The sequence below is a fragment of the Pseudomonas sp. FW305-25 genome (genome assembly GCF_017351415.1).
In the GTDB taxonomy this organism is placed as follows: Bacteria; Pseudomonadota; Gammaproteobacteria; order Pseudomonadales; family Pseudomonadaceae; genus Aquipseudomonas; species Aquipseudomonas chlororaphis.
Window position 1 is genome coordinate 24,368 of sequence record NZ_JACNDE010000013.1, and the last position, 20,479, is coordinate 44,846.

A 20,479-nucleotide genomic window follows, 5' to 3' on the forward strand; every position below is an offset into this window, starting at 1 on the left:
GGACTCAACCATGGGCCAGCATCGGCTGCTGGGTGCCGAGCACGGCGCGATAGTGCTCCAGCAGGCTGGCGACCACCGTATCCCAGGCGTAATAACGTTCGACATGGCGGCGCGCCCGTTGGCCCCGCTCGGCGCAGCCCTGGGCGAACAGCTCCTGCACGGCATGGGCCATCGCCAGCGGATTGTTCGGCGCACAGAGCAAGCCGCCTTCCGCGGTGACGATTTCCTGGAAGGCCCCGGCGGCCACCGCCACCACGGGAATGCCGCTGGCCATGGCTTCGAGGATCACCAGGCCAAAGGTTTCCTGGTCCCCGGCGTGGACCAGGGCATCGGCGCTGGCCATCAGGCGGGCGACCTGAGGGGCCGGGCAGAACTCGTCGATCACCGTGACATTCTCCGGCACGGCGGTCGGCATGGCCGAGCCCACCAGCAGCAGGTGGTAGCGCTTGCCCAGGCGCTGCATGCAGTTGAGCAACACCGGCAGGTTCTTTTCCTTGGAACCGCGACCGGCAAAGATCAGCAGGCGGCTGTCTTCGGCAATCCCCAGTTCGGTGCGCAGGGCAGGGTCGCGATGACTCGGGTGGAAGGTTTGCAGGTCGACGCCCAGTGGCTGCACATAGACGTTGCGCACGCCCAGGCCGATCAGTTTTTCGGCCATGACCTGGCTGGGGGCCAGGACCCGGTCGAAGTTGCCGTACAGCTTGCGCACGTAGGCCTCGACATTCGGAGTGAACCAGGGGCCCATGCGGTTGCTGACCAGCAGCGGCAGGTCCGAGTGATAAAAGCCGATCACAGGTACGTCCAGCTGGCGCCGCGCATCCAGGGCCGCCCAGGCGGTGAGGTAAGGGTCGCCGACTTCGATCAGGTCCGGTTGCAGGTCATGGAGAATATTGCGCCAGGGCCCCAGGCGCAGGGGAAAACGGTAGCCCTTGCCAAAGGGCAGGGCGGGAGCGGGGACTTTATAGATGCCGTCGCGTTCGCTGAAGTGGGCCCCGGGGATCAGCAAACTGTGGCGGATTCCTGGTTGGCGTCCCAGGCGACGATGCTTGGCGTCCAGATAAGTGCGCACGCCACCGCTGGCAGGGGCGTAGAACATGGTTATGTCAGCGATATGCACGATGATCATCCCTCCGATCCGGTGTTCTCCCTAGGGTTGACCCTTATCAAGGATAGATGTTCGGTCGGGATGCCGTGGCGGTTGGCGATGCGTCTGGATGAACGGTTTGCTGCGGATGCGGGAGGGATTGTCGGCAGTCCGGTGCCTGGGTTTTGCCCAGGCACCGGATGGCTGAAGGGATCAGATACGGAAGCTGCCGACCAGTTGCTTCAGGCGTGCGGCCTGCTGTTCCAGGTCGGAACAGGCGCGCAGGGTCGATTGCAGGTTTTCCACCCCTTCCTGGTTCAGGGTGTTGATCTCGGTGATGTCCATGTTGATCGACTCCACCACCGAGGTCTGTTCCTCGGTGGCGGTTGCCACGGACTGGTTCATGCCGTCGATCTCGCCGATGCGCTGGGTCACGCTATTCAGGCGCTCGCCGGCCTGGTTGGCGATCTCCACGCTGTCCTGGCTGTGGCGCTGGCTGTTGCTCATGGTGCTGACCGACTCGCGGGCACCAACCTGCAGTTCCTCGATCATGGTCTGCACCTGTTGCGCCGATTCCTGGGTGCGGTGGGCCAGGTTGCGCACTTCATCGGCGACCACGGCGAAGCCGCGCCCGGCTTCGCCCGCCCGCGCCGCCTCGATGGCCGCGTTGAGGGCCAGCAGGTTGGTCTGCTGGGAGATGCTGGTGATGACTTCGAGGATCTGCCCGATGTTCACGGTCTTGCTGTTGAGGGTTTCGATGTTGCTGCTGGAGGCGCTGATCATGTCCGACAGCTGGTTCATCGCCAGGATGCTGCGGTCCACCACTTGCTGGCCGTCCTCGGCCAGGTTGCGCGCGTCGCTGGCCTGCTGCGAGGCCTGGGCGGCGTTGCGGGCGATTTCCTGGGCGGCGGCGCCGAGCTGATTGATCGCCGCGGCCACGCTGTTGGTGCGGCTGGCCTGCTCGTCGGAATTGAGCATCGACGAATTGGAGGCGCTGACCACGCGCAGGGCGACTTCGTTGACGTGCTCGGTGGCCGACGAGACTTCGCGGATCGAACCGTGGATGCGCTCCACGAAGCGGTTGAACGCGGTGCCGAGGATGCCGAATTCATCCTGGTTCTGGATGGTCAGGCGGCGGGTCAGGTCGCCTTCGCCGTCGGCGATGTCCTGCATGGCGCGGGTCATGACATGCAGGGGCTGCATCAGCACCCGGATCAGCATGCCCAGCAGGGCGATGATGATGGCCACGGCGATGACGGTGGCAATAATGGCCGAAGTGCGGAACTCGCTGAGCATCGAGAACGCCTTGTCCTTGTCCACGGACAGGCCGATGTACCAGTTCACCGACGGCAGGCCCTTGATCGGGGTGAAGGTGACGATGCGGGTCTTGCCCTCGACTTCGATTTCGCTGAAATCGCCATTGATGCGTGGCGTGTTCTGCGGGTAGGCCTCGCTCAGGCTCTTCATCACCAGCGCCTTGTCCGGGTGCACCAGGATCTTGCCGTCGGCGCTGACCAGGAAGGCATAGCCCATGCCGTCGAAATCCAGGGCATTGAGGGTTTCGATCAGGGTTTGCAGGCTCAGGTCGCCGCCCACCACGCCGATGCTCTGCCCGCCGTTACGCGAGGCGGTGGCGACGGAAATGATCAACTGGCCGGTGGCTGCATCTATATAGGGTTCGGTGAGGGTCGAGCCGCTGCTGCTTTCGGCGCCCTTGTACCAGGGGCGAACGCGCGGGTCGAAGCCGTCGGGCATCTTCGCGTCCGGGCGGATGGTGAAGCTGCCGCTGGCATCGCCCAGGTAGGAGGCCATGAAGGTCGAGGTCAGGGCCTTCTGTTCGAGCAGGCTGGCCACCTTGGTCGATTGCGGGTCGATCGCCAGGTTTTGCGCCAGGTTCTCGATCAGCAGGATGCGCCCGGTGAGCCAGGTCTGGATGTTGCTGGCGGTCACATCGCCCATTTCATGCAGGTAATTGTCCAGGTCTTCGCGGATCGCATTGCGCTGTAAATAGTCGTTGTACAGCGTGAAGGAAGCGAAGGCGGCAATAACGATGAGGGCGGCGGCAAGCAGGATTTTATGGCTGAAGCGCAGGTTTTTGTTCATGGCTTGTGGTGTCCGCTAGGTCTTAATGTCACGAGCGTGCTCTTATAAAAGCGCGCAAAATGGGCGGGGTTGAAAGTAAGTTGATATTTCCACCTCTCCTTGGGGAATTATCTGAACTATTTTTCAGTCTTTTCTGATCTATCGGCCGGTCAAGGCTAAAGATTAACCATGGGTGACAAAATGCCGGATTCATCGCAACTCGTTATCGGTGCCGATCTCGCGGGGCAACCGATTGCCCAGGCCATGCGCCTGGCAAATCGTCACGGGCTGGTGGCAGGCGCTACCGGGACAGGGAAAACCGTCACCTTGCAGCGACTGGCGGAAGCGTTCAGCGATGCCGGTGTCGCGGTGTTCGCCGCGGACATCAAGGGTGACCTGTGTGGCCTGGGCGCCGCGGGCAATCCCCAGGGCAAGGTCGCCGAACGTATTGCCGGGATGCCGTGGCTGAACCACAAGCCCCAGGCTTATCCGGTCACGTTGTGGGACATTCACGGGCAGTCCGGGCACCCGCTGCGCACTACCCTGAGTGAAATGGGCCCGCTGTTGCTGGGCAGCCTGCTGGAACTGACCGACAGCCAGCAATCGGCGTTGTACGCGGCATTCAAGGTGGCTGACCGCGAAGGGCTGTTGCTGCTCGACCTGAAAGACCTCAAGGCGTTGCTCAACCACCTCAAGGACAACCCGCAGTTGTTGGGGGATGACGCGGCGCTGATGACCACCGGCTCCAGCCAGGCCTTGTTGCGGCGCCTGGCGACCCTGGAACAGCAGGGCGCCGAGGCCCTGTTCGGCGAGCCGGCCCTGCAACTGGAAGACATCCTGCAGCCGGCCAGTGACGGGCGCGGGCGGATCCACCTGCTCGACGCCAGTCGCCTGGTGCACGAGGCGCCCAAGGTCTATGCGACCTTCCTGTTGTGGCTGCTGGCCGAGCTGTTCGAGCAACTGCCAGAGCGCGGCGATGCGGAAAAGCCGCTGCTGGCGCTGTTTTTCGACGAGGCCCACCTGCTGTTCGCCGGCACGCCCAAGGCGTTGCAGGACCGGCTGGAACAGGTGGTGCGGCTGATTCGCTCCAAAGGCGTGGGCGTGTACTTCGTCACCCAGTCGCCAGGCGACTTGCCGGACGACGTGCTGGCGCAACTGGGGCTGCGCGTCCAGCACGGCTTGCGGGCCTTCACCGCCAAGGAACAGAAGTCCTTGCGCGCCGTGGCGGACGGCTTCCGGCCGAACCCGGCGTTCGATGCGCTGTCGGTGTTGACCGAGCTGGGGATCGGCGAGGCGCTGGTTGGTACGCTGCAGGAAAAAGGCACGCCGGAGATGGTCCAGCGAGTGCTGGTGGCACCGCCGCAATCGCGCATCGGGCCGCTGACCGAGGCCGAACGTACCGCGCTGATCAACAGTTCACCGTTGGTCGGCCGCTATGACAAGCCGGTCGACCGCGAGTCCGCTTATGAAGTGCTGATGGGACGCAAGGGCCTGGCACCGGAGGCCGAGGCTGCGCCGGGCAAACCGGCCGCAGAGGAGCCGAGCTTTACCGATCGGGCCGGAGAGTTCCTCGGCACTGCCGCCGGTCAGGCCCTGAAATCCGCCATGCGTCAGGCCGCCAACCAGTTGGGACGGCAGTTGGTGCGCGGGTTGATGGGATCTTTGCTGGGTGGCAGCAAGCGCCGCTGATCGGCGGCTGGCCAGTTACGCCCGTGGTTTGGCGTGGCTGGCCAGCCGCTCCAGGGCAGCGCGCAGGTTGGGATCGGTGATGCCGTCGGCGGTGGCCTGAATGGTCTCGGCAGCGTTGCTCGACAGGTCCATGGTGTGGCCGGCTGCGCCTCGTTGCACGGTTGGGGGCTGCACTTTGAACAGAATCCGCGTCAGATTGTTGAACTCATTGAACTCCAAAAGCTGACGTTGCAGGCGTTTTTGCTGATAACGCAGGCGCGTCGCCCAGTGGCCGTCGGTGACGATCAGCAGCAGGCTGCCTTCGCGCCAGGAGGCGACATGGCAGTGTTCGCGTGCGGCCGGTTGCAGCTGGCTTTCCAGCAGGCGCTGCAGATGCGCCAGGCGCTGGGCGTGGCCGAGTATGGCTTTGAGAGGCTTGGCTTCGCGAAGGAGTACGGCGGGTGCTCTGGCCGTAAGAGGGCGAAATGCCATGATCAGACACCTGAAGTTACAGAGCCGCCATGGTAGCAGAAAGCGCTGGCCGGACCTCGCTCATCGCTGCGACGAGGCTTTATCCATTAAATCAATGGTTAACTTCGTACTCGTCCGGGTTGAAACTGGCGCAAAAGGCCTTATTGTAAGTGAGCCCCGTCACAGCGCTGTACCAGCATCGTGGAATAACGCCACTTTCCTCACCATCGTTTCCGGGTAGAATGCTCGTTCGCATGCGGCCATGAGGGCTGCACGGGCGACTCACGGGGCCGCCCTCCATCCCTATGTGTGGAAGATCCTGCCGATATGTTTGCGCCTTTGTTAAAGAAACTTTTTGGAAGCAAGAACGAGCGTGAAGTCAAACGCATGCTCAAGACGGTACAGATCGTCAATGCCTTCGAAGAGCAAATGGTGGCCCTTTCGGACGATCAGTTGCGCGCCAAGACCGAAGAGTTCAAGGCCCGCATAGCCAAAGGTGAAACCCTCGACAAACTGCTTCCCGAAGCCTTTGCGGTCGCCCGCGAAGCCGGCAAGCGGGTCATGGGTATGCGCCACTTCGACGTACAGTTGATCGGCGGCATGACCTTGCATGAAGGCAAGATCGCCGAAATGCGTACCGGTGAAGGCAAGACCCTGGTGGCAACACTGGGCGTTTACCTCAACGCGCTGTCCGGCAAGGGCGTGCACGTGGTCACGGTGAACGACTATCTGGCCCGCCGCGACGCCAACTGGATGCGCCCGCTGTATGAATTCCTCGGCCTGACGGTCGGTGTGGTCACGCCGTTCCAGCCGCCGGAAGAGAAGCGCGCCGCCTACGCCGCCGACATCACCTACGGCACCAACAACGAATTCGGTTTCGACTACCTGCGCGACAACATGGCTTTCAGCATGGAAGACAAGTTCCAGCGCGAGCTCAATTTTGCCGTGATCGACGAAGTCGACTCGATCCTGATCGACGAGGCCCGTACCCCGCTGATCATCTCCGGCCAGGCTGAAGACAGTTCCCGCCTGTACACCGAAATCAACAAGCTGATCCCGCGCCTTGAGCTGCACGTCGAGGAAGTGGAAGGCGAGGTCACCAAGGCCGGTCACTTCACCGTCGACGAGAAGACCCGTCAGGTCGAACTCAACGAAGCCGGTCACCAGTTCATCGAAGAGATGCTGACCCAGGTCGGCCTGCTGGCGGAAGGCGAGAGCCTGTACTCGGCGCACAACCTGGGCCTGCTGACCCACGTCTATGCCGGTCTGCGCGCGCACAAGCTGTTTAACCGCAACGTCGAATACATCGTCCAGGATGGCCAGGTGGTCCTGGTGGACGAACACACCGGTCGTACCATGCCGGGTCGCCGTCTGTCCGAGGGCCTGCACCAGGCCATCGAAGCCAAGGAAAACCTCAACATCCAGGCCGAAAGCCAGACCCTGGCGTCGACCACCTTCCAGAACTACTTCCGTCTGTACACCAAGCTGTCTGGCATGACCGGTACCGCGGACACCGAAGCGTTCGAGTTCCATCAGATCTACGGCCTGCAGGTGATGGTGATTCCACCGAACAAGCCGCTGGCTCGCAAAGACTACAACGACTTGGTGTTCCTGACCGCGGACGAGAAATACGCCGCGATCATCAACGACATCAAGGAATGCATGACCCAGGGCCGTCCGGTTCTGGTGGGCACCGCGACCATCGAAACTTCCGAGCACATGTCCAACCTGCTCCAGAAGGAAGGCATCGAGCACAAGGTCCTGAACGCCAAGTTCCACGAAAAAGAAGCGGAAATCATTGCCCAGGCCGGTCGTCCGGGCGCCCTGACCATCGCCACCAACATGGCCGGTCGTGGTACCGATATCCTGTTGGGCGGTAACTGGGAAGTCGAAGTCGCCTCCCTGGAAAACCCGACTCCTGAGCAGATTGCCCAGATCAAGGCCGACTGGCAGAAGCGCCACCAGCAAGTGCTGGAGTCCGGCGGCCTGCAGGTGATCGCGTCCGAGCGTCATGAATCGCGCCGTATCGACAACCAGCTGCGTGGTCGCGCCGGTCGTCAGGGCGACGCCGGTTCCAGCCGTTTCTACCTGTCCCTGGAAGACAGCCTGATGCGCATCTTCGCCTCCGACCGGGTGAAGAACTTCATGAAGGCCCTGGGCATGCAGTCCGGCGAAGCGATCGAGCACCGCATGGTGACCAACGCCATCGAAAAGGCCCAGCGCAAGGTAGAAGGCCGCAACTTCGACATTCGCAAGCAACTGCTCGAGTTCGACGACGTCAACAACGAACAGCGTAAAGTGATCTATCACATGCGTAACACGTTGCTGGCCGCGGACAACATCGGCGAGACCATCTCCGACTTCCGCCAGGACGTGCTCAACGCCACCGTCAGCGCGCACATTCCTCCACAATCGCTGCCTGAGCAGTGGGACGTGGCCGGTCTGGAAGCTGCGCTGCAAAGCGACTTCGGTGTGACCCTGCCGATCCAGCAATGGCTCGACGAAGACGATCACCTGTACGAAGAAACCCTGCGCGAGAAACTGCTCAACGAGCTGGTGGCGGCGTACAACGAGAAAGAAGACCAGGCCGGTGCCGAAGCACTGCGCACCTTCGAGAAACAAATCGTTCTGCGCGTACTGGACGACCTGTGGAAAGACCACCTGTCGACCATGGATCACCTGCGTCACGGTATTCACCTGCGCGGTTATGCGCAGAAGAACCCGAAACAGGAATACAAGCGCGAGTCTTTCACCCTGTTCTCCGAGCTGCTGGATTCCATCAAGCGCGACTCGATCCGTGTGCTGTCGCACGTTCAGGTTCGCCGCGAGGATCCGGTCGAGGAAGAGGCGCGCCTGCGCCAGGAAGCCGAGGCACTGGCCCAGCGCATGCAGTTCGAGCATGCCGAAGCCCCGGGCCTGGAGCAGCCGGAAGCGCTGGAAGAGGGCGTCGATGTCGACGTGGCCCTGGCTTCGGCTCCGGTACGCAACGAGCAGAAACTGGGCCGCAACGAACTGTGCTACTGCGGTTCGGGCAAGAAGTACAAACACTGTCACGGCCAGATCAACTAAGATTTTCGCCAGACACTGAAATACCCGCGCCGCGACCGGCATCAGCCGTCGCGGCGTTTTTCCATTCGCCGCACTGCCTTTTGCGATGGCGGTGCACACATCAGGTTAAAGAGGAGCGCATTCATGGCTGTTGGTCTTGGTCCTTTGCCAACGTTGCACCCGGTTGCCGGTTTTGAACTTGGTATCGCTTCGGCGGGCATCAAGCGCCCGGGGCGCAAGGATGTTGTGGTCATGCGCTGTGCCGAGGGCTCTACGGTGGCCGGTGTGTTCACCTTGAACGCGTTCTGCGCCGCTCCGGTGATCCTGGCCAAGCAGCGAGTGCAGGGCCCTGTGCGTTACCTGCTGACCAACACCGGCAACGCCAACGCCGGCACCGGTGAGCCAGGCCTGGCCGCCGCGACCCGCACTTGCGCCAAGCTGGCCGAGCTGGCTGGCGTCGATGCCAGCGCCGTACTGCCATACTCCACCGGGGTCATCGGCGAGCCGCTGCCGGTCGAGAAGATCGAAGGCGCGCTGCAGGCCGCACTGGATGACCTGTCCGTGGACAACTGGGCCGCCGCCGCCACGGGCATCATGACCACCGACACCCTGCCCAAGGGTGCCAGCCGCCAGTTCCAGCACGACGGCGTGACCATCACCGTCACTGGCATCAGCAAGGGCGCAGGCATGATTCGTCCGAACATGGCGACCATGCTCGGCTACATTGCCACCGACGCCAAAGTCTCCCGTGATGTGCTGCAGAACCTGCTACTGGACGGCGCCAACAAGTCGTTCAACCGCATCACCATCGATGGCGATACCTCCACCAACGACTGCTGCATGCTGATCGCCACCGGCCAGGCAGCCCTGCCGGAAATCACCGAAGCCAGCGGCCCGCTGTTCGCCGCGCTGAAACAGGCAGTGTTCGACGTGTGCATGGAAGTGGCCCAGGCCATCGTGCGTGACGGTGAAGGCGCGACCAAGTTCGTGACGGTCGAAGTCAACGGCGGCGGCAATCATCAGGAGTGCCTGGATGTCGGCTACACCGTGGCCCACTCGCCGCTGATCAAGACTGCGCTGTTCGCGTCCGACCCGAACTGGGGGCGTATCCTGGCCGCCGTCGGTCGTGCCGGCGTGCCGGACCTGGATGTGAGCAAGATCGACGTTTTCCTCGGTGAGGTGTGTATCGCCAGCCGTGGCGCGCGTGCCGCCACCTACACCGAGGCCCAAGGCGCGGCGGTGATGCAGCAGGAAGAAATCACCATCCGCATCGAGCTGGGACGCGGTGCTTGCAGCGAAACCATCTGGACCACCGACCTGTCCCACGAGTACGTGAAAATCAACGCGGAATACCGTACCTGATACACCGCTACTCGCTTCTACATGGACGCGACGCATCACGTGTAGGAGCGAGTCTGCTCGCGATGGAGGCCCCGGGCCTCCATCTCCTCTGAAAGGTGCCCGACATGAATCTTCACCTGATCATCGGCGACAAACTCTATTCCTCCTGGTCGCTGCGCGCCGCCCTGGCGCTTGAGTTGGCCGGCGCGACTTACACTGAAGAACTGATCAAGCTGAACCAGCCCGATACCCGCGAGCTGATTCTCAAGCATTCGCCGACCGGCAAAGTCCCTTTGCTGAAGACCGAGCACGGCACCATTGCCGACTCCCTGGCGATTGCCGAATACCTGGTCGAGCGTTTTCCCGAAGCCGAGCTCTGGCCGCGGGATGTGGCGGCCCGTGCCCAGGCCCGCTCCGCCTGCGCGCAGATGCACAGTGGCTTTTTCGGCTTGCGCGGCAATCTGCCGTTCGACCTGAGCCGCGATGCCGCGCTTTCACCCATGCCGCCCGAGGCCCAGGCCGATATTGAGCGGATGCTGGCGTTATGGGCCGAATGTCGCGCGGCCGCGACGGAGCCAGGGCCTTTCCTGTTTGGCCGGGTCAGCCTGGCGGACGCCTTTTTTGCGCCAATCGCCGTGCGCCTGCGTACCTATCGGGTGGCGCTGCCGGCTGTCGATGCCGCCTATGTTGAAACGATCTATCAATGGCCAGCCTTCAAGGCCTGGCAGAAAGCCGGTTTAGAGGAAGCAGTGCGGTGAAACGAGTATATGTGGCGGCGGCCGTTATCCGTGATGCCGACGGCAGGATCCTGATTGCCCGACGTGCCGATACCCAGCATCAGGGCGGCCTCTGGGAGTTTCCCGGCGGCAAGGTCGAAGCGGACGAGGCGGTGGAAGCGGCGTTGACCCGTGAGCTGCAGGAGGAACTGGGCATTCTGGTGTCCCAGGCGCGGCCTTTAATCAAAGTGCAGCACGATTACCCGGACAAGCAGGTGTTGCTGGATGTCTGGGAAGTGTGCGCCTTTACCGGCGAACCCCATGGCGCCGAGGGCCAGCCTTTGGCCTGGGTCACGGCCCGTGAGCTGGAGAACTACGAGTTCCCGGCGGCCAACCAGCCGATCGTGGCGGCGGCGCGCTTGCCGAGTGACTACCTGATCACCCCGGAAGGCCTGGAAACACCGGCGCTGTTGCGGGGCATGCAGAAGGCCATTGCCGGCGGCAGCAAGTTGATCCAGCTACGCGCGCCCAACGGCTACGACCCGCAATACCGCGACCTGGCGGTGGATGCGGTCGGCCTGTGCGCGGGCAAGGCGCAATTGATGCTCAAGGGGCCGTTCGAATGGCTGGGGGATTTCCCCTCGGCGGGCTGGCATATCACTTCGGCGCAGCTGCGCAAATACGCCAGCGCCGGGCGTCCCTTTGGCAAGGAGCGCTGGCTGGCAGCGTCTTGCCATAATGCTGAAGAGTTGTCATTGGCGCAGCAGATGGATGTGGACTTCGTGACGCTGTCGCCGGTCCAGCCGACCCAGACCCACCCTGAGGCGCAGCCACTGGGTTGGGAGCAGGCCGCCCGACTGATCAGCGGTTTCAACAAGCCGGTGTACCTGCTGGGCGGCGTCGGTCCGGATCAGCGCGAGCAGGCCTGGCAGGCCGGTGCGCAAGGGGTGGCGGGGATTCGCGCGTTCTGGCCCTGAGGCCATTCACCCGCCAGTTCGCTCCTGCATGAGCCGCAGGGGCGAGCTGGCTCGCGATCAACAGGAAACGCCCGCTATTCGGGTTTCGCTGCTGCTTGCCAGAGAATCTCGGCAATCCCCTGGCGCTTGGCAATCAGGCGCGCCGCCACGAACAGCAGGTCGGACAGGCGATTGATGTAGGCCAGGCCGACCCCCTCCAGCGGTTCCACGGCATTCAGATGCTGGCAGCGTCGCTCGGCACTGCGCGCCAGGCTGCGGCAGACATGGGCCTGGGCGATCAAGGTCGAACCGCCCGGCAAGATGAAATTCTCCAGCGGCCCCAACTCTTCGTTCCAGGCATCGATGGCCGCTTCCAGGCGTTCGACTTCCGCGGTATTGAGTGCCTGATACACCGGCATGGCCAACTCGCCGCCCAGGTCGAAGAGGCGGTGCTGGCAAGGCGCCAGGACGTCGATCAGCTCTTGCAAGCCGGGATGCTCTAGACGCTGTTCCGCCAGCCCGGCCAAGAGCAGCCCCAGCTGGCTATTCAGCGTATCGACTTCGCCGATGGCCTCGACCCGCGGATGGTCCTTGGGAACCCGGCGCCCGTCACCCAGCCCGGTTTCGCCTTTGTCGCCGGTGCGGGTGTAAATCTTCGACAAGCGAAAGCCCATGCTTACCTCTCCAGTGGGGGATGTTCCAGTGGTGGCGGCTGACTGCCCGCCAATGGCAAACGCAAGGTGAAGCAAGTGCCCTGGCCCTGCGTCGACTGCACTTCCATCTGGCCTTTGTGGTTGTTGGTGATGATGAAGTAAGACACCGAAAGCCCAAGGCCGGTGCCCTGGCCGATTTCCTTGGTGGTGAAGAACGGCTCGAAGGTACGCTTGCGCACGTTTTCGCTCATGCCGATGCCGTTGTCCTCGACCTGGATTTCCGCCCAGGGCGGGTTCAGCCGGGTGCGCAGGATGATGCGCCCGGGTTCGCTGTCGTCTACCCGCTGGTGAATGGCCTGGGCGGCGTTTTTCAGCAGGTTGAGCAGGACCTGCTCCAGTTCGTTGGCGGTGCCGGGCACCGGCCCCAGTTGCGAGTCGAACTGGCGGATGATGGCCTGGCCCTTGAAGTCGAAGCCTATGGCCAGGTCGAAGTCGTTGCCGGCAATCTCCACGGCCTGGTCGATCAATGCCGGCAGGTCGCAGGGCGCCATCTGCCGGTTGCTGCGCCGGCTGAAACTGAGCATATGGGTCACGATCTTCGCCGCCCGGGCGCCAGCCTGCTGAATGCCATCGAGCAGTTGCGGCACTTCGCGGCTCTGCAGGTAACGGTTGACGGTTTCCAGCTCGATGCCGATCTGCTCGGCATGTTCCTGATTCTTCGGCAGCTCGGGGGACAGGCGCCGACGAATGTTCTGCACGTTGTGCAGGATGGCCCCCAGCGGGTTGTTGATTTCGTGAGCCATGCCGGCGGCCAGGCCACCCACGGAGAGCATTTTTTCCGACTGCACCATCATTTCTTCCAGGGATAGGCGCTGGGTGATGTCGTCGATCCGGATCACCACGCCGCGCCCGGCACCGCCCATCAGCGGGTAGAAGGTCAGGGCGTAATGCCGGGCTTCGTCGTCCTTGACCCAGGTGACCCGCTCGACCTTGGTGACCGTATGTTGCTCCACGGTTTCCTTGAGTTGCGGCAGGAACGGCTTGAGCGGTTCGAAGGCGAGGAAGATCGGCTGATTCAGCGCTTCGTCCAGGCGGGTGCCGGAGAGGGCGCTGGCCTCCTGGTTCCATTGGGTGACATAGAGCTGCTCGTCGAGGGCGATCAGGGCCGAGGGCATCGAGTCGATGATGCTGTTGAGGTAGTTCTGAAAGCCGGTGAGTTTCTTTTCGATCTTGCTGCGCACCTGGACTTCCAGCTCCAGCTTGCGGTTGGTGTGACGGGTTTCCTCGGCCAGCCCCTGGGCCTGGTCATAGGCCGCCTGGGAGTCGTCGCGGGCCCGCTTGAGTTGCTGTTCTCGCGCTTCGATGCGCGACAGCATGGTGTTGAAGGCCTCGGCCAGGCTGCCGATTTCATCGTGGTTGCCACGGGCGGCGCGCAGGGAATAGTTTTCCTCGCGTGTCACCTGCCGGGACAGTTCTTCCAGCTGATGGATGGGTTGGGTGATCAGCCGTTTGATCTGTCGGGCAATGATCAGCCACAGCAGCACGCTGAAGATCAGGATGCCCAGGCTCGCGGTCAGGGTGCCGGTGTAGAAGGCCATCGGCAGCTCACTGCTGGCCACCAGCAACAGGTGGCCGGGGGGCTGGCCGGCGCGGGGCAGGGTGATGATCTGGTTGCTGCGAAATTCGGTCAGTTGCCAGGCTTCGATATGCCGATAGCGTTCCGGCAGATTCAGGCGTTCGCCATGTTGCAACTGGGCCAGGCGCGTGCCCTTGCCGTCATAGATCGCTGCGGCGCGCAGGGGAGAGTAGCTGTTGAGTTCGTTGAGCAGCTTCTCGGCATTTTGTGGCGAGTCCAGCGCCTGTGCGGCCAGGGTCGGGTTGGATACCAGTCGGCCGATGGTCTGCAAGGCTTGCGGCGCCATGCTTTCCTGAGAGATCCAGTAGGCGGCGCTGATAAAGGTCAGGTTGGCGACCAGCAGTACGGTAATCAGCAGGACGAGCAAGGCGGCCAGCAGTTTTTGGCCGACCGGCAGGTTTTCAAGGCGCTGGCGCAATGGCATCGGGGACGTCGCTAGAGAGGAACACGTGGGCAGCGTAGCCGCTGCTCAGTCGCTGGGCAATCCGCGCTGCTGCAGGTGTTCCACCAATAGCCGGCGCAGGCGGCCGAGGTTGGGCAGATGCAGCTGGTGCCTGGCGGCAACGTCGCAGGCATGCCCCAATAAGTAGCTGATTTCGGTCCTGCGCCGGCTGGCGACGTCCTGGTACATGGAGGAGTAGTTGGCGGCGGTCGCCTGGATCACCCGCTCCACTTCCTGCTGCAGGTTCTCGGCCGCGGCGGGCTGGCCGCAACGTTCCAGCAGTTCGCTCAGCTCGACGCACAGCATCGCCACTTCGCAATGGTGTTGCAGCAGGCCGCCGTTGCGGCAGTCGTGCAGGACCGTCAGGGGGTTGATCGCGCAGTTGAGCGCCAGCTTGCGCCAGAGGCGGGTCAGGATATCCGCGCTCCACTCATGGGGGATGCCGCTGGCGCTCAGGTCGTCGAGCCAGAAGGGCGCGGTAGGGTGGCTGGCGTCCCCCAGCCAGGTGTAGCCATGGCCGGCGAACACCACGCGCCAGTCGCCATCGCGAAAGGCGCCTTCGGTGCTCGAGGCATAAATGCAGCGGGCCTGCGGCACCTGGGCGGCCACGGCGTCCTGGCTGCCCAGGCCGTTCTGCAGCAGGACCAGTTCGGCATCCGGCGTCAGGCGCGAGACCAGCTGGCTGACGGCCTGTTGCGCGTCATAGGCCTTGCAGGCCACCAGCAGGCGAGTGATGGGCTCAGGGCTGTCGACCGTCTCGCCGGGAATGGCATGAAAACTGGCCTGCCCTTGTTCCACCAGCGTCAGTCCGCCCGCGGCCTGGTAGGCCTGCAGGCGAGCCTGGTCGCGCAGGATCAGGCGTACCGGCAAGCCGGCCCGGGCCAGGCGTGTCGCCCACAGGGTGCCGAGGCTGCCCGCGCCCAGAATGTGCCAGATAGTCGACATCAGCGTGGTGCTCGGTTTGGCAGGCGCATGCGAGGCTCGCAGTGAAGGAGGGGAAAGACCCGTTATAATGAGCCCGGATTTTAACCGCAAACCGGGCGTGCTCCATCTTTATCGAGCTGCGCCCCTTTTTTATTGGAGAAATTACATGCCGTCGTTCGACGTGGTATCCGAACTGGACAAACACGAAGTCACCAACGCAGTGGAAAACGCCGTCAAGGAGCTGGACCGCCGCTATGACTTGAAGGGCAAGGGCAGCTTCGAGTTCAAGGAAAAGGAACTCACCGTCAACCTGACCGCTGAAGCCGAATTCCAGCTGGAAGCGATGATCGAGATCCTCAAGCTGGCCCTGGTCAAGCGCAAGATCGATGTGCAGTGCCTTGAGGTCAAGGACGCTTACGCTTCGGGCAAGGTGATGAAGCAGGAAGCCACCCTCAAGGAAGGCATCGACAAAGAGCTGGCGAAAAAGATCGTTGCCCACATCAAGGACGCCAAGCTGAAGGTCCAGGCTGCGATCCAGGGTGAGCAGGTACGGGTGACCGGCAAGAAGCGCGACGATCTGCAGGAAGCCATCGCCGCCCTGCGGGCGAAAGAGTTCGGCATGCCGCTGCAGTTCAACAACTTCCGCGATTGATGGGATTTTTCGGGAACCTCGCGAGTTTATTGGCGTCCGAGGCCCGAGTAGTGGGCAGAAACGATTAAGCCTTTATAAAGAAAGCTACTCGTTCTGCCCTTGTTTTTTGTGTGCCCGGCAGCCGGGAGTCAGGAGAGATAGATGGATTTGAATGCTGAAGTGGACAACCTGGTCAAGGCTTCCCAAGCCTGGATTCCGATGATCATGGAATACGGCAGTCGGGTACTGCTGGCCGTCATCACGCTGGCCATCGGCTGGTGGCTGATCAACAGTCTGACGCAAAAAGTCGGCAAGCTGCTGGCGCTGCGTAATGCCGACCAGGCCCTGCAGGGTTTTATCAGCAGCCTGGCGAACGTCATTCTCAAGGTGCTGCTGGTTGTCAGCGTGGCCTCGATGATCGGTGTCGAAACTACTTCGTTCGTTGCCGCGATCGGTGCGGCGGGCCTGGCCATCGGCCTGGCCTTGCAAGGCAGCCTGGCCAACTTCGCCGGTGGCGTGCTGATCCTGCTGTTCCGTCCTTTCCGCATCGGCGACATGATCGAAGCCCAAGGCATCAGCGGCACGGTCGACAGCATCCAGATCTTCCACACGGTGCTGCGTACCGGTGACAACAAGACCGTCATCGTGCCTAACGGCAACCTGTCCAACGGCATCATCACCAACCACAACCGCCAGCTGACCCGCAAAGTGATCTTCGATGTCGGCGTGAACTACGAGGCTGACCTGCAAAAGGCCCGTGAGGTTCTGCTGGACCTGGCCAAGGACGAGCGTGTGCTGGCCGATCCGGAGCCGGTGGCGGTGGTTTCCATGCTGGGTGACAGCGCCATTACCCTTTCCTTGCGAGTCTGGGTGAAGACCGCGGACTACTGGGACGTGATGTTCCGCTTCAACGAGTTGTCCCGTGATCGCTTGAAGGAAGCGGGTATTGATATCCCCTTTCCACAACGAGTGATTCGTGTGGTTCAGGAAGCGGCTGTTTGAGTAAGTAACGGGGATAGGGATTAAAAGTCTGATCGAGTGGTCAGGCTTTTAACGCGATACTTGCTGGAGAGTGTTTGAAACCTGGTTGTAACAATAGGCTGTCGACAACCGGAGCTTCAGCGAGCTGCCAGCCCCAATAAAAAGGCCCATCGAATGATGGGCCTTTTTTATTACTTGCGAAGTAACCGCTATTACAAGATCGACAGTGGGTAGTCGACGATCAGGCGGAACTCTTTGATATCGCCTTCACCCTGGTCGCTGTTAGCGAAGTGCCAAGCTTGGCGCACGCGGAAGGAGAGATCTTTTGCCGGGCCAGACTGCACAACGTACTTGGCTTCGAAGTTGGTCTCGTTGTGTTTGCCATCGGCACCGTAAATCGGATCGCCGTTGCTTTTACGGTACGCGCTGTTGTCAGCCAGACCGGTGCCGTCGATGTCCCAGCCTTTAACATAACGGGTCATGAAGCTCAGACCAGGAACGCCGTACTCGGCCATTTTCAGATCGTAACGGATCTGTGCGGACTTCTCGTTCGGGCCGTTGAAGTCAGAGTACTGGATGGAGTTGGCGAGGAAGATCGAGTCGCCGCCACGGTTGGCACCGCGCCGGGAGGAGTCGTGACCACCTACACCGATGTAGTCGAATGGAGTATCACCATTAACCTTCTGGAAAGCGACGGTAATGGTGTGTGCTTTCAGGAACGAGAAAGCAGCTGCCAGGGAGAACGTGGTGTTGCTGATGTCACCAGCCTTGGCGCTACCAGCATCGGTGGTGCGGTAGATGTTACCGTCCAGGTTCAGCGACTGATCGCCACCCATCGGGATGGTGTAGTTCAGGTTGGCGTAGTACTGGTTCCAGATGTCTTCCAGCTTGGCACCGTAGAGCGATGCACTCAGGTTGTCGGTGATGCCGTACTTGCCACCGAAGTAGTCGATGCTATTGGATGCCACGCCGGCATAGTTAGCATACAAGTTGCCGTTACGGGCGTTGGAGTCCTGGCTGGTGGCCGAATAGAAGTGGCCACCTTCCAGATCAAGGTTTTTGATCTCGCTGCTCTGCAGTTGGAAACCGCTGGCAGTTTGAGGAAGGATCCGGGAACCGCCGACCGCGAAGACCGGAGAGGTGCTTGGCTGCATATCGCCAGCTTTCAACTCGGTTTTGGAGATGCGGAATTTGACCGCAGCGCCTGCTTTGCCCTGGCTATTGTTGACGTCGCCATCGGAGTCGCGGCTCATGTTGCCAGTGCCGCCAGTGCCGTCGCCGCCGTCCAGTTTGATTGCCAGGTAACCAAATGCATCAACGCCAACGCCGACGGTACCTTGGGTGTAACCGGAGCTGAAGTTGCCCCAGATACCCTGGGTCCAGTCTTTCTGATCGTTGCTGTGGTCTTTGTTGTCACGGTTGAAGTAATAGTTGCGCAGCAGTACGTCGAACTTGGCGTCTTCAACAAAGCCCTTGGCTTCAGACTGGTCACTTACAAAAGGTGCGGCCGTAGCCACTTGAGTACTGGCGGCTGCTGCAACTGCCAGTGCGATCATGCTCCACTTCATCACGCGCATCGTGATTTGCTCCTTTGGTTTTTAGAAGAGTACTGCCGTCCCACCTGTTTTATTATCTGGGCGGCTCTTTCTTTTTGTGTCGGCGCAAACTTATATCACGCCGACAATGTTGGCGATACTTGCGTATCAGTCCTTTCAGCTTCTTTACGACCCTGTCGCAAAATGCTCGATCAATGTCGCAAATCCGCAGTCCGCATGTACCCGGACTGACAACTTCAGCGCTGTTTTCGAAGGCTTGAACCTGGAACAAAAAGAACTTTGGTCAAGCAGTCAAATCTCCATGGGGCAGCCTTGCCACTATTGTTATTAGTCACAGGAGAGGCCTTTTTCCGGTGGCTCCTCCTGGGACAATGTGGGTGTGAATGCAACAAGCGTGCACAAAACGCAAAGGCACCGAGTTTTTTTCGGTGATAGCCCTTCTGGCTGTAAAAACCGCATAAAACAGTGGTTTTAAGGTCGTTTTGTTTGGGCTTGACGTTCCCTGTCCTCCTGGTGTTGATCCCTGAAAAAAACGCATGTCATTCCAAAACGTTACCGGTTCACCCTGCTGAGTGAGTAGATGGCGGATGGTTAACGCACTGAGCGTAGACGCACTGTGAGGTTTTGGTGCAAAAGTTTCTTGATGCAGCTCAATCGTCATCCGGCGTCGGGCACTGGAAGAATGCGCAGGCAAGGGGCTCTTTCGTGGTTTTCTCCTTGTTTTTTATGAGCTTCGTTCTGTCGTGGTGCAGCCCGCTGGAAAATGTTCCAGGTCGGGGCGCTCTGACGTGTGGTATCGAGGATGAATGTTGAGGCGGGATCTGCGCAGCAGAGCGATGAACGGGAGAGCTTTCGCAGGTATGCTGCCGTTCTGTCGCTTGGCGGGCAGCCGGTCATGGCGTTCGCTAAGCTGAAACTTGATGAGCTGAGCGGGAGTGCGCGCGGTGTTCGCTTTAGATCCACGACTTCAACAAGACACACTGTCCATTGGGGATTTCCCCCTTTGCCGGCTGCTGTTGTCCAACGATTCCAATTACCCGTGGTTCATCCTGGTACCGCGCCGGGAAGATATCAGTGAGTTGTTTCAATTGGATGACGCGGACCAGCAGCAACTATGGCGAGAAACCACGGCGCTGGCGGAGTTGCTTAAAGACTCGTTCGATGCGGACAAGTTGAATGTGGCGACTCTGGGTAATGTCGTCAGTCAGTTGCACATGCACGTTATCGTTCGCAAACGCGACGATGCGGCCTGGCCTGCTCCGGTATGGGGCAAGCTGCCTGCCAGGCCCTACGATGCCGAACAGGTGGTTGCGATTCGTGAGCGGTTACGACTGGTCCTGACCGATGATTTCAAGTTTCTGGAGGGCTGAGTCATGAACCTGGAAGAGCGGGTCACCGATCTGGAAAGCCGATTGGCTTTTCAGGATGACACCATTCAAGCCCTGAACGACGTGCTGGTAGGGCAGCAGCGGGTGGTCGAACGTCTGCAATTGCAGATGGCCGCCTTGCTCAAGCGACAAGAGGAAATGGTGGGGCAGTTCGAATCATTCGAAGAAGAGGCTCCGCCGCCACATTACTGAGCATCGGGCGGCTGGCCGTTCAGGCAATAAAAAACCGCGAGCAGCATGGCTGCGTCGCGGTTTTTTTATGGGCGTGAATCAGCGCCGCGGCAATGCCGCAATCACGTCTTCGGCTTGCAGGCCCTTGTCGCGATTCATGACGGAGAACTCCACGCGCTGGCCTTCCACCAGGACGCGGTGACCTTCGCCACGGATGGCGCGGAAGTGCACGAAGATATCATCGCCGGAGTCGCGAGAGATGAAGCCGAACCCCTTCGAAGTGTTGAACCACTTGACGGTGCCGGTATCGCGATTGCTCATGTCGTAGGTTTGCGAGGTATTGGCCGAGGGAGACGATTTGTAGAAGCTGACGGCCAGGTGCAGAAGAACGGCGATCGCCGCGGTCAGCAGGCTGAACAGCACAGCTGGTTGACCTGCGATAACCGGCATTGGTGCCAGCAGGGTCAAGGTCTGCAAGACCACCGCCAGCACCAGGAGCGCGCTGACCAGGTTTTGCAGTTGGTGACGCGGGCCTTTGTTCCAGTAGGGGATAACCGGAGCCAGTGTCAGGTTGAGCAGGCCGAAAAAGGCCAGGTAAAGAGCATCGGGTTGTTGCAGGAAGGGAACGGCTTCAGATCGCAGGCTAGGGATAAAGGACAGCAGCAAGGCTGCTGCGCCCGTTAGCAGGTGGACGATTTTCAACATTTTAATGAACTCACGTTAAGACGGAT

Annotated in this window: 17 protein-coding genes and 1 pseudogene; 9 read left to right on the forward strand and 9 right to left on the reverse strand. The window is 61.1% G+C overall.

The genetic code is table 11. The annotated features are described in order from the left end of the window. Nucleotides 1-4 precede the first annotated feature (4 nt). The 3 genes and pseudogenes from J4E58_RS14560 to J4E58_RS32280 all read right to left on the reverse strand — a co-directional run. Nucleotides 5-1,126, reverse strand: a complete 1,122-nt coding sequence (locus J4E58_RS14560; protein ID WP_087090227.1) for a glycosyltransferase family 1 protein — start codon at nt 1,124-1,126, stop codon at nt 5-7. Nucleotides 1,127-1,297: 171 nt separating this feature from the next. Continuing rightward, complete coding sequence (locus J4E58_RS32275) at nt 1,298-2,062, reverse strand: methyl-accepting chemotaxis protein (RefSeq protein ID WP_370686811.1); 765 nt, start codon at nt 2,060-2,062, stop codon at nt 1,298-1,300. 93 nt (nt 2,063-2,155) lie between these two features. After that, nucleotides 2,156-3,187 (reverse strand): annotated as a pseudogene (locus tag J4E58_RS32280) (cache domain-containing protein); the annotation flags it as partial. Between the two features lie 180 nt (nt 3,188-3,367). Here J4E58_RS32280 and J4E58_RS14570 point away from each other — a divergent pair. Continuing rightward, the gene (locus J4E58_RS14570; protein WP_009045300.1) at nt 3,368-4,855 is read left to right on the forward strand and encodes a helicase HerA-like domain-containing protein; all 1,488 of its coding nucleotides are present in this window, start codon (nt 3,368-3,370) and stop codon (nt 4,853-4,855) included. A gap of 15 nt (nt 4,856-4,870) precedes the next feature. Here the strand turns inward: J4E58_RS14570 and J4E58_RS14575 are convergent, their stop codons facing one another. Then, nucleotides 4,871-5,326: a DUF721 domain-containing protein gene (locus J4E58_RS14575; RefSeq protein WP_007931160.1), complete on the reverse strand. Its 456-nt coding sequence runs from the start codon at nt 5,324-5,326 to the stop codon at nt 4,871-4,873. A gap of 306 nt (nt 5,327-5,632) precedes the next feature. Here J4E58_RS14575 and secA point away from each other — a divergent pair, with 306 nt between their 5' ends. From secA to J4E58_RS14595, 4 genes are all read left to right on the forward strand, one after another. Further along, complete coding sequence (gene secA / locus J4E58_RS14580) at nt 5,633-8,374, forward strand: preprotein translocase subunit SecA (RefSeq protein ID WP_007931158.1); 2,742 nt, start codon at nt 5,633-5,635, stop codon at nt 8,372-8,374. Nucleotides 8,375-8,497: 123 nt separating this feature from the next. Continuing rightward, the gene (gene argJ / locus J4E58_RS14585) at nt 8,498-9,715 is read left to right on the forward strand and encodes a bifunctional glutamate N-acetyltransferase/amino-acid acetyltransferase ArgJ (protein ID WP_087090229.1); all 1,218 of its coding nucleotides are present in this window, start codon (nt 8,498-8,500) and stop codon (nt 9,713-9,715) included. 104 nt (nt 9,716-9,819) lie between these two features. Beyond that, nucleotides 9,820-10,452, forward strand: coding sequence for a glutathione S-transferase (locus J4E58_RS14590; protein ID WP_087090231.1), 633 nt, complete (start codon nt 9,820-9,822; stop codon nt 10,450-10,452). Then, nucleotides 10,449-11,387 (forward strand): Nudix family hydrolase, encoded by a 939-nt coding sequence (locus J4E58_RS14595; protein ID WP_087090233.1) that lies wholly within the window; start codon nt 10,449-10,451, stop codon nt 11,385-11,387. Before J4E58_RS14590 ends, J4E58_RS14595 begins: the two co-directional genes overlap by 4 nt. Nucleotides 11,388-11,461: 74 nt before the next feature. Here the strand turns inward: J4E58_RS14595 and J4E58_RS14600 are convergent, their stop codons facing one another. From J4E58_RS14600 to J4E58_RS14610, 3 genes are read right to left on the reverse strand one after another with little or no spacing between them, the layout of a single operon-like run. Next, nucleotides 11,462-12,040, reverse strand: coding sequence for a cob(I)yrinic acid a,c-diamide adenosyltransferase (locus J4E58_RS14600; protein WP_087090236.1), 579 nt, complete (start codon nt 12,038-12,040; stop codon nt 11,462-11,464). Nucleotides 12,041-12,042: 2 nt separating this feature from the next. Continuing rightward, the gene (locus tag J4E58_RS14605; protein ID WP_087090239.1) at nt 12,043-14,079 is read right to left on the reverse strand and encodes an ATP-binding protein; all 2,037 of its coding nucleotides are present in this window, start codon (nt 14,077-14,079) and stop codon (nt 12,043-12,045) included. 45 nt (nt 14,080-14,124) lie between these two features. Then, entirely contained in the window at nt 14,125-15,042 is a 918-nt protein-coding gene (locus J4E58_RS14610) for a putative 2-dehydropantoate 2-reductase (RefSeq protein ID WP_087090241.1), read from the reverse strand. A 145-nt stretch (nt 15,043-15,187) separates the two neighbouring features. On the opposite strand from J4E58_RS14610, the gene J4E58_RS14615 reads away from it, so the two are divergent. Continuing rightward, nucleotides 15,188-15,673, forward strand: a complete 486-nt coding sequence (locus J4E58_RS14615) for a YajQ family cyclic di-GMP-binding protein (RefSeq protein WP_007931144.1) — start codon at nt 15,188-15,190, stop codon at nt 15,671-15,673. Between the two features lie 141 nt (nt 15,674-15,814). Further along, a complete protein-coding gene (locus J4E58_RS14620) occupies nt 15,815-16,654 on the forward strand; it encodes a mechanosensitive ion channel family protein (protein WP_087090242.1) in 840 nt (279 codons plus the stop codon). 191 nt (nt 16,655-16,845) lie between these two features. On the opposite strand, the gene J4E58_RS14625 is transcribed toward J4E58_RS14620, so the two are convergent. Next, nucleotides 16,846-18,210 carry an OprD family porin gene (locus J4E58_RS14625; RefSeq protein ID WP_087090244.1) on the reverse strand — a complete coding sequence of 455 codons (1,365 nt, stop codon included), beginning with the start codon at nt 18,208-18,210 and terminating at the stop codon, nt 16,846-16,848. A 923-nt stretch (nt 18,211-19,133) separates the two neighbouring features. Here J4E58_RS14625 and J4E58_RS14630 point away from each other — a divergent pair. Further along, nucleotides 19,134-19,559, forward strand: coding sequence for an HIT domain-containing protein (locus J4E58_RS14630; protein WP_087090246.1), 426 nt, complete (start codon nt 19,134-19,136; stop codon nt 19,557-19,559). Between the two features lie 3 nt (nt 19,560-19,562). After that, nucleotides 19,563-19,769 carry a SlyX family protein gene (locus tag J4E58_RS14635; RefSeq protein ID WP_007931136.1) on the forward strand — a complete coding sequence of 69 codons (207 nt, stop codon included), beginning with the start codon at nt 19,563-19,565 and terminating at the stop codon, nt 19,767-19,769. A 78-nt stretch (nt 19,770-19,847) separates the two neighbouring features. Here the strand turns inward: J4E58_RS14635 and J4E58_RS32115 are convergent, their stop codons facing one another. Beyond that, entirely contained in the window at nt 19,848-20,453 is a 606-nt protein-coding gene (locus tag J4E58_RS32115) for a cold-shock protein (RefSeq protein WP_007931134.1), read from the reverse strand. Between the last annotated feature and the right edge of the window lie 26 nt (nt 20,454-20,479).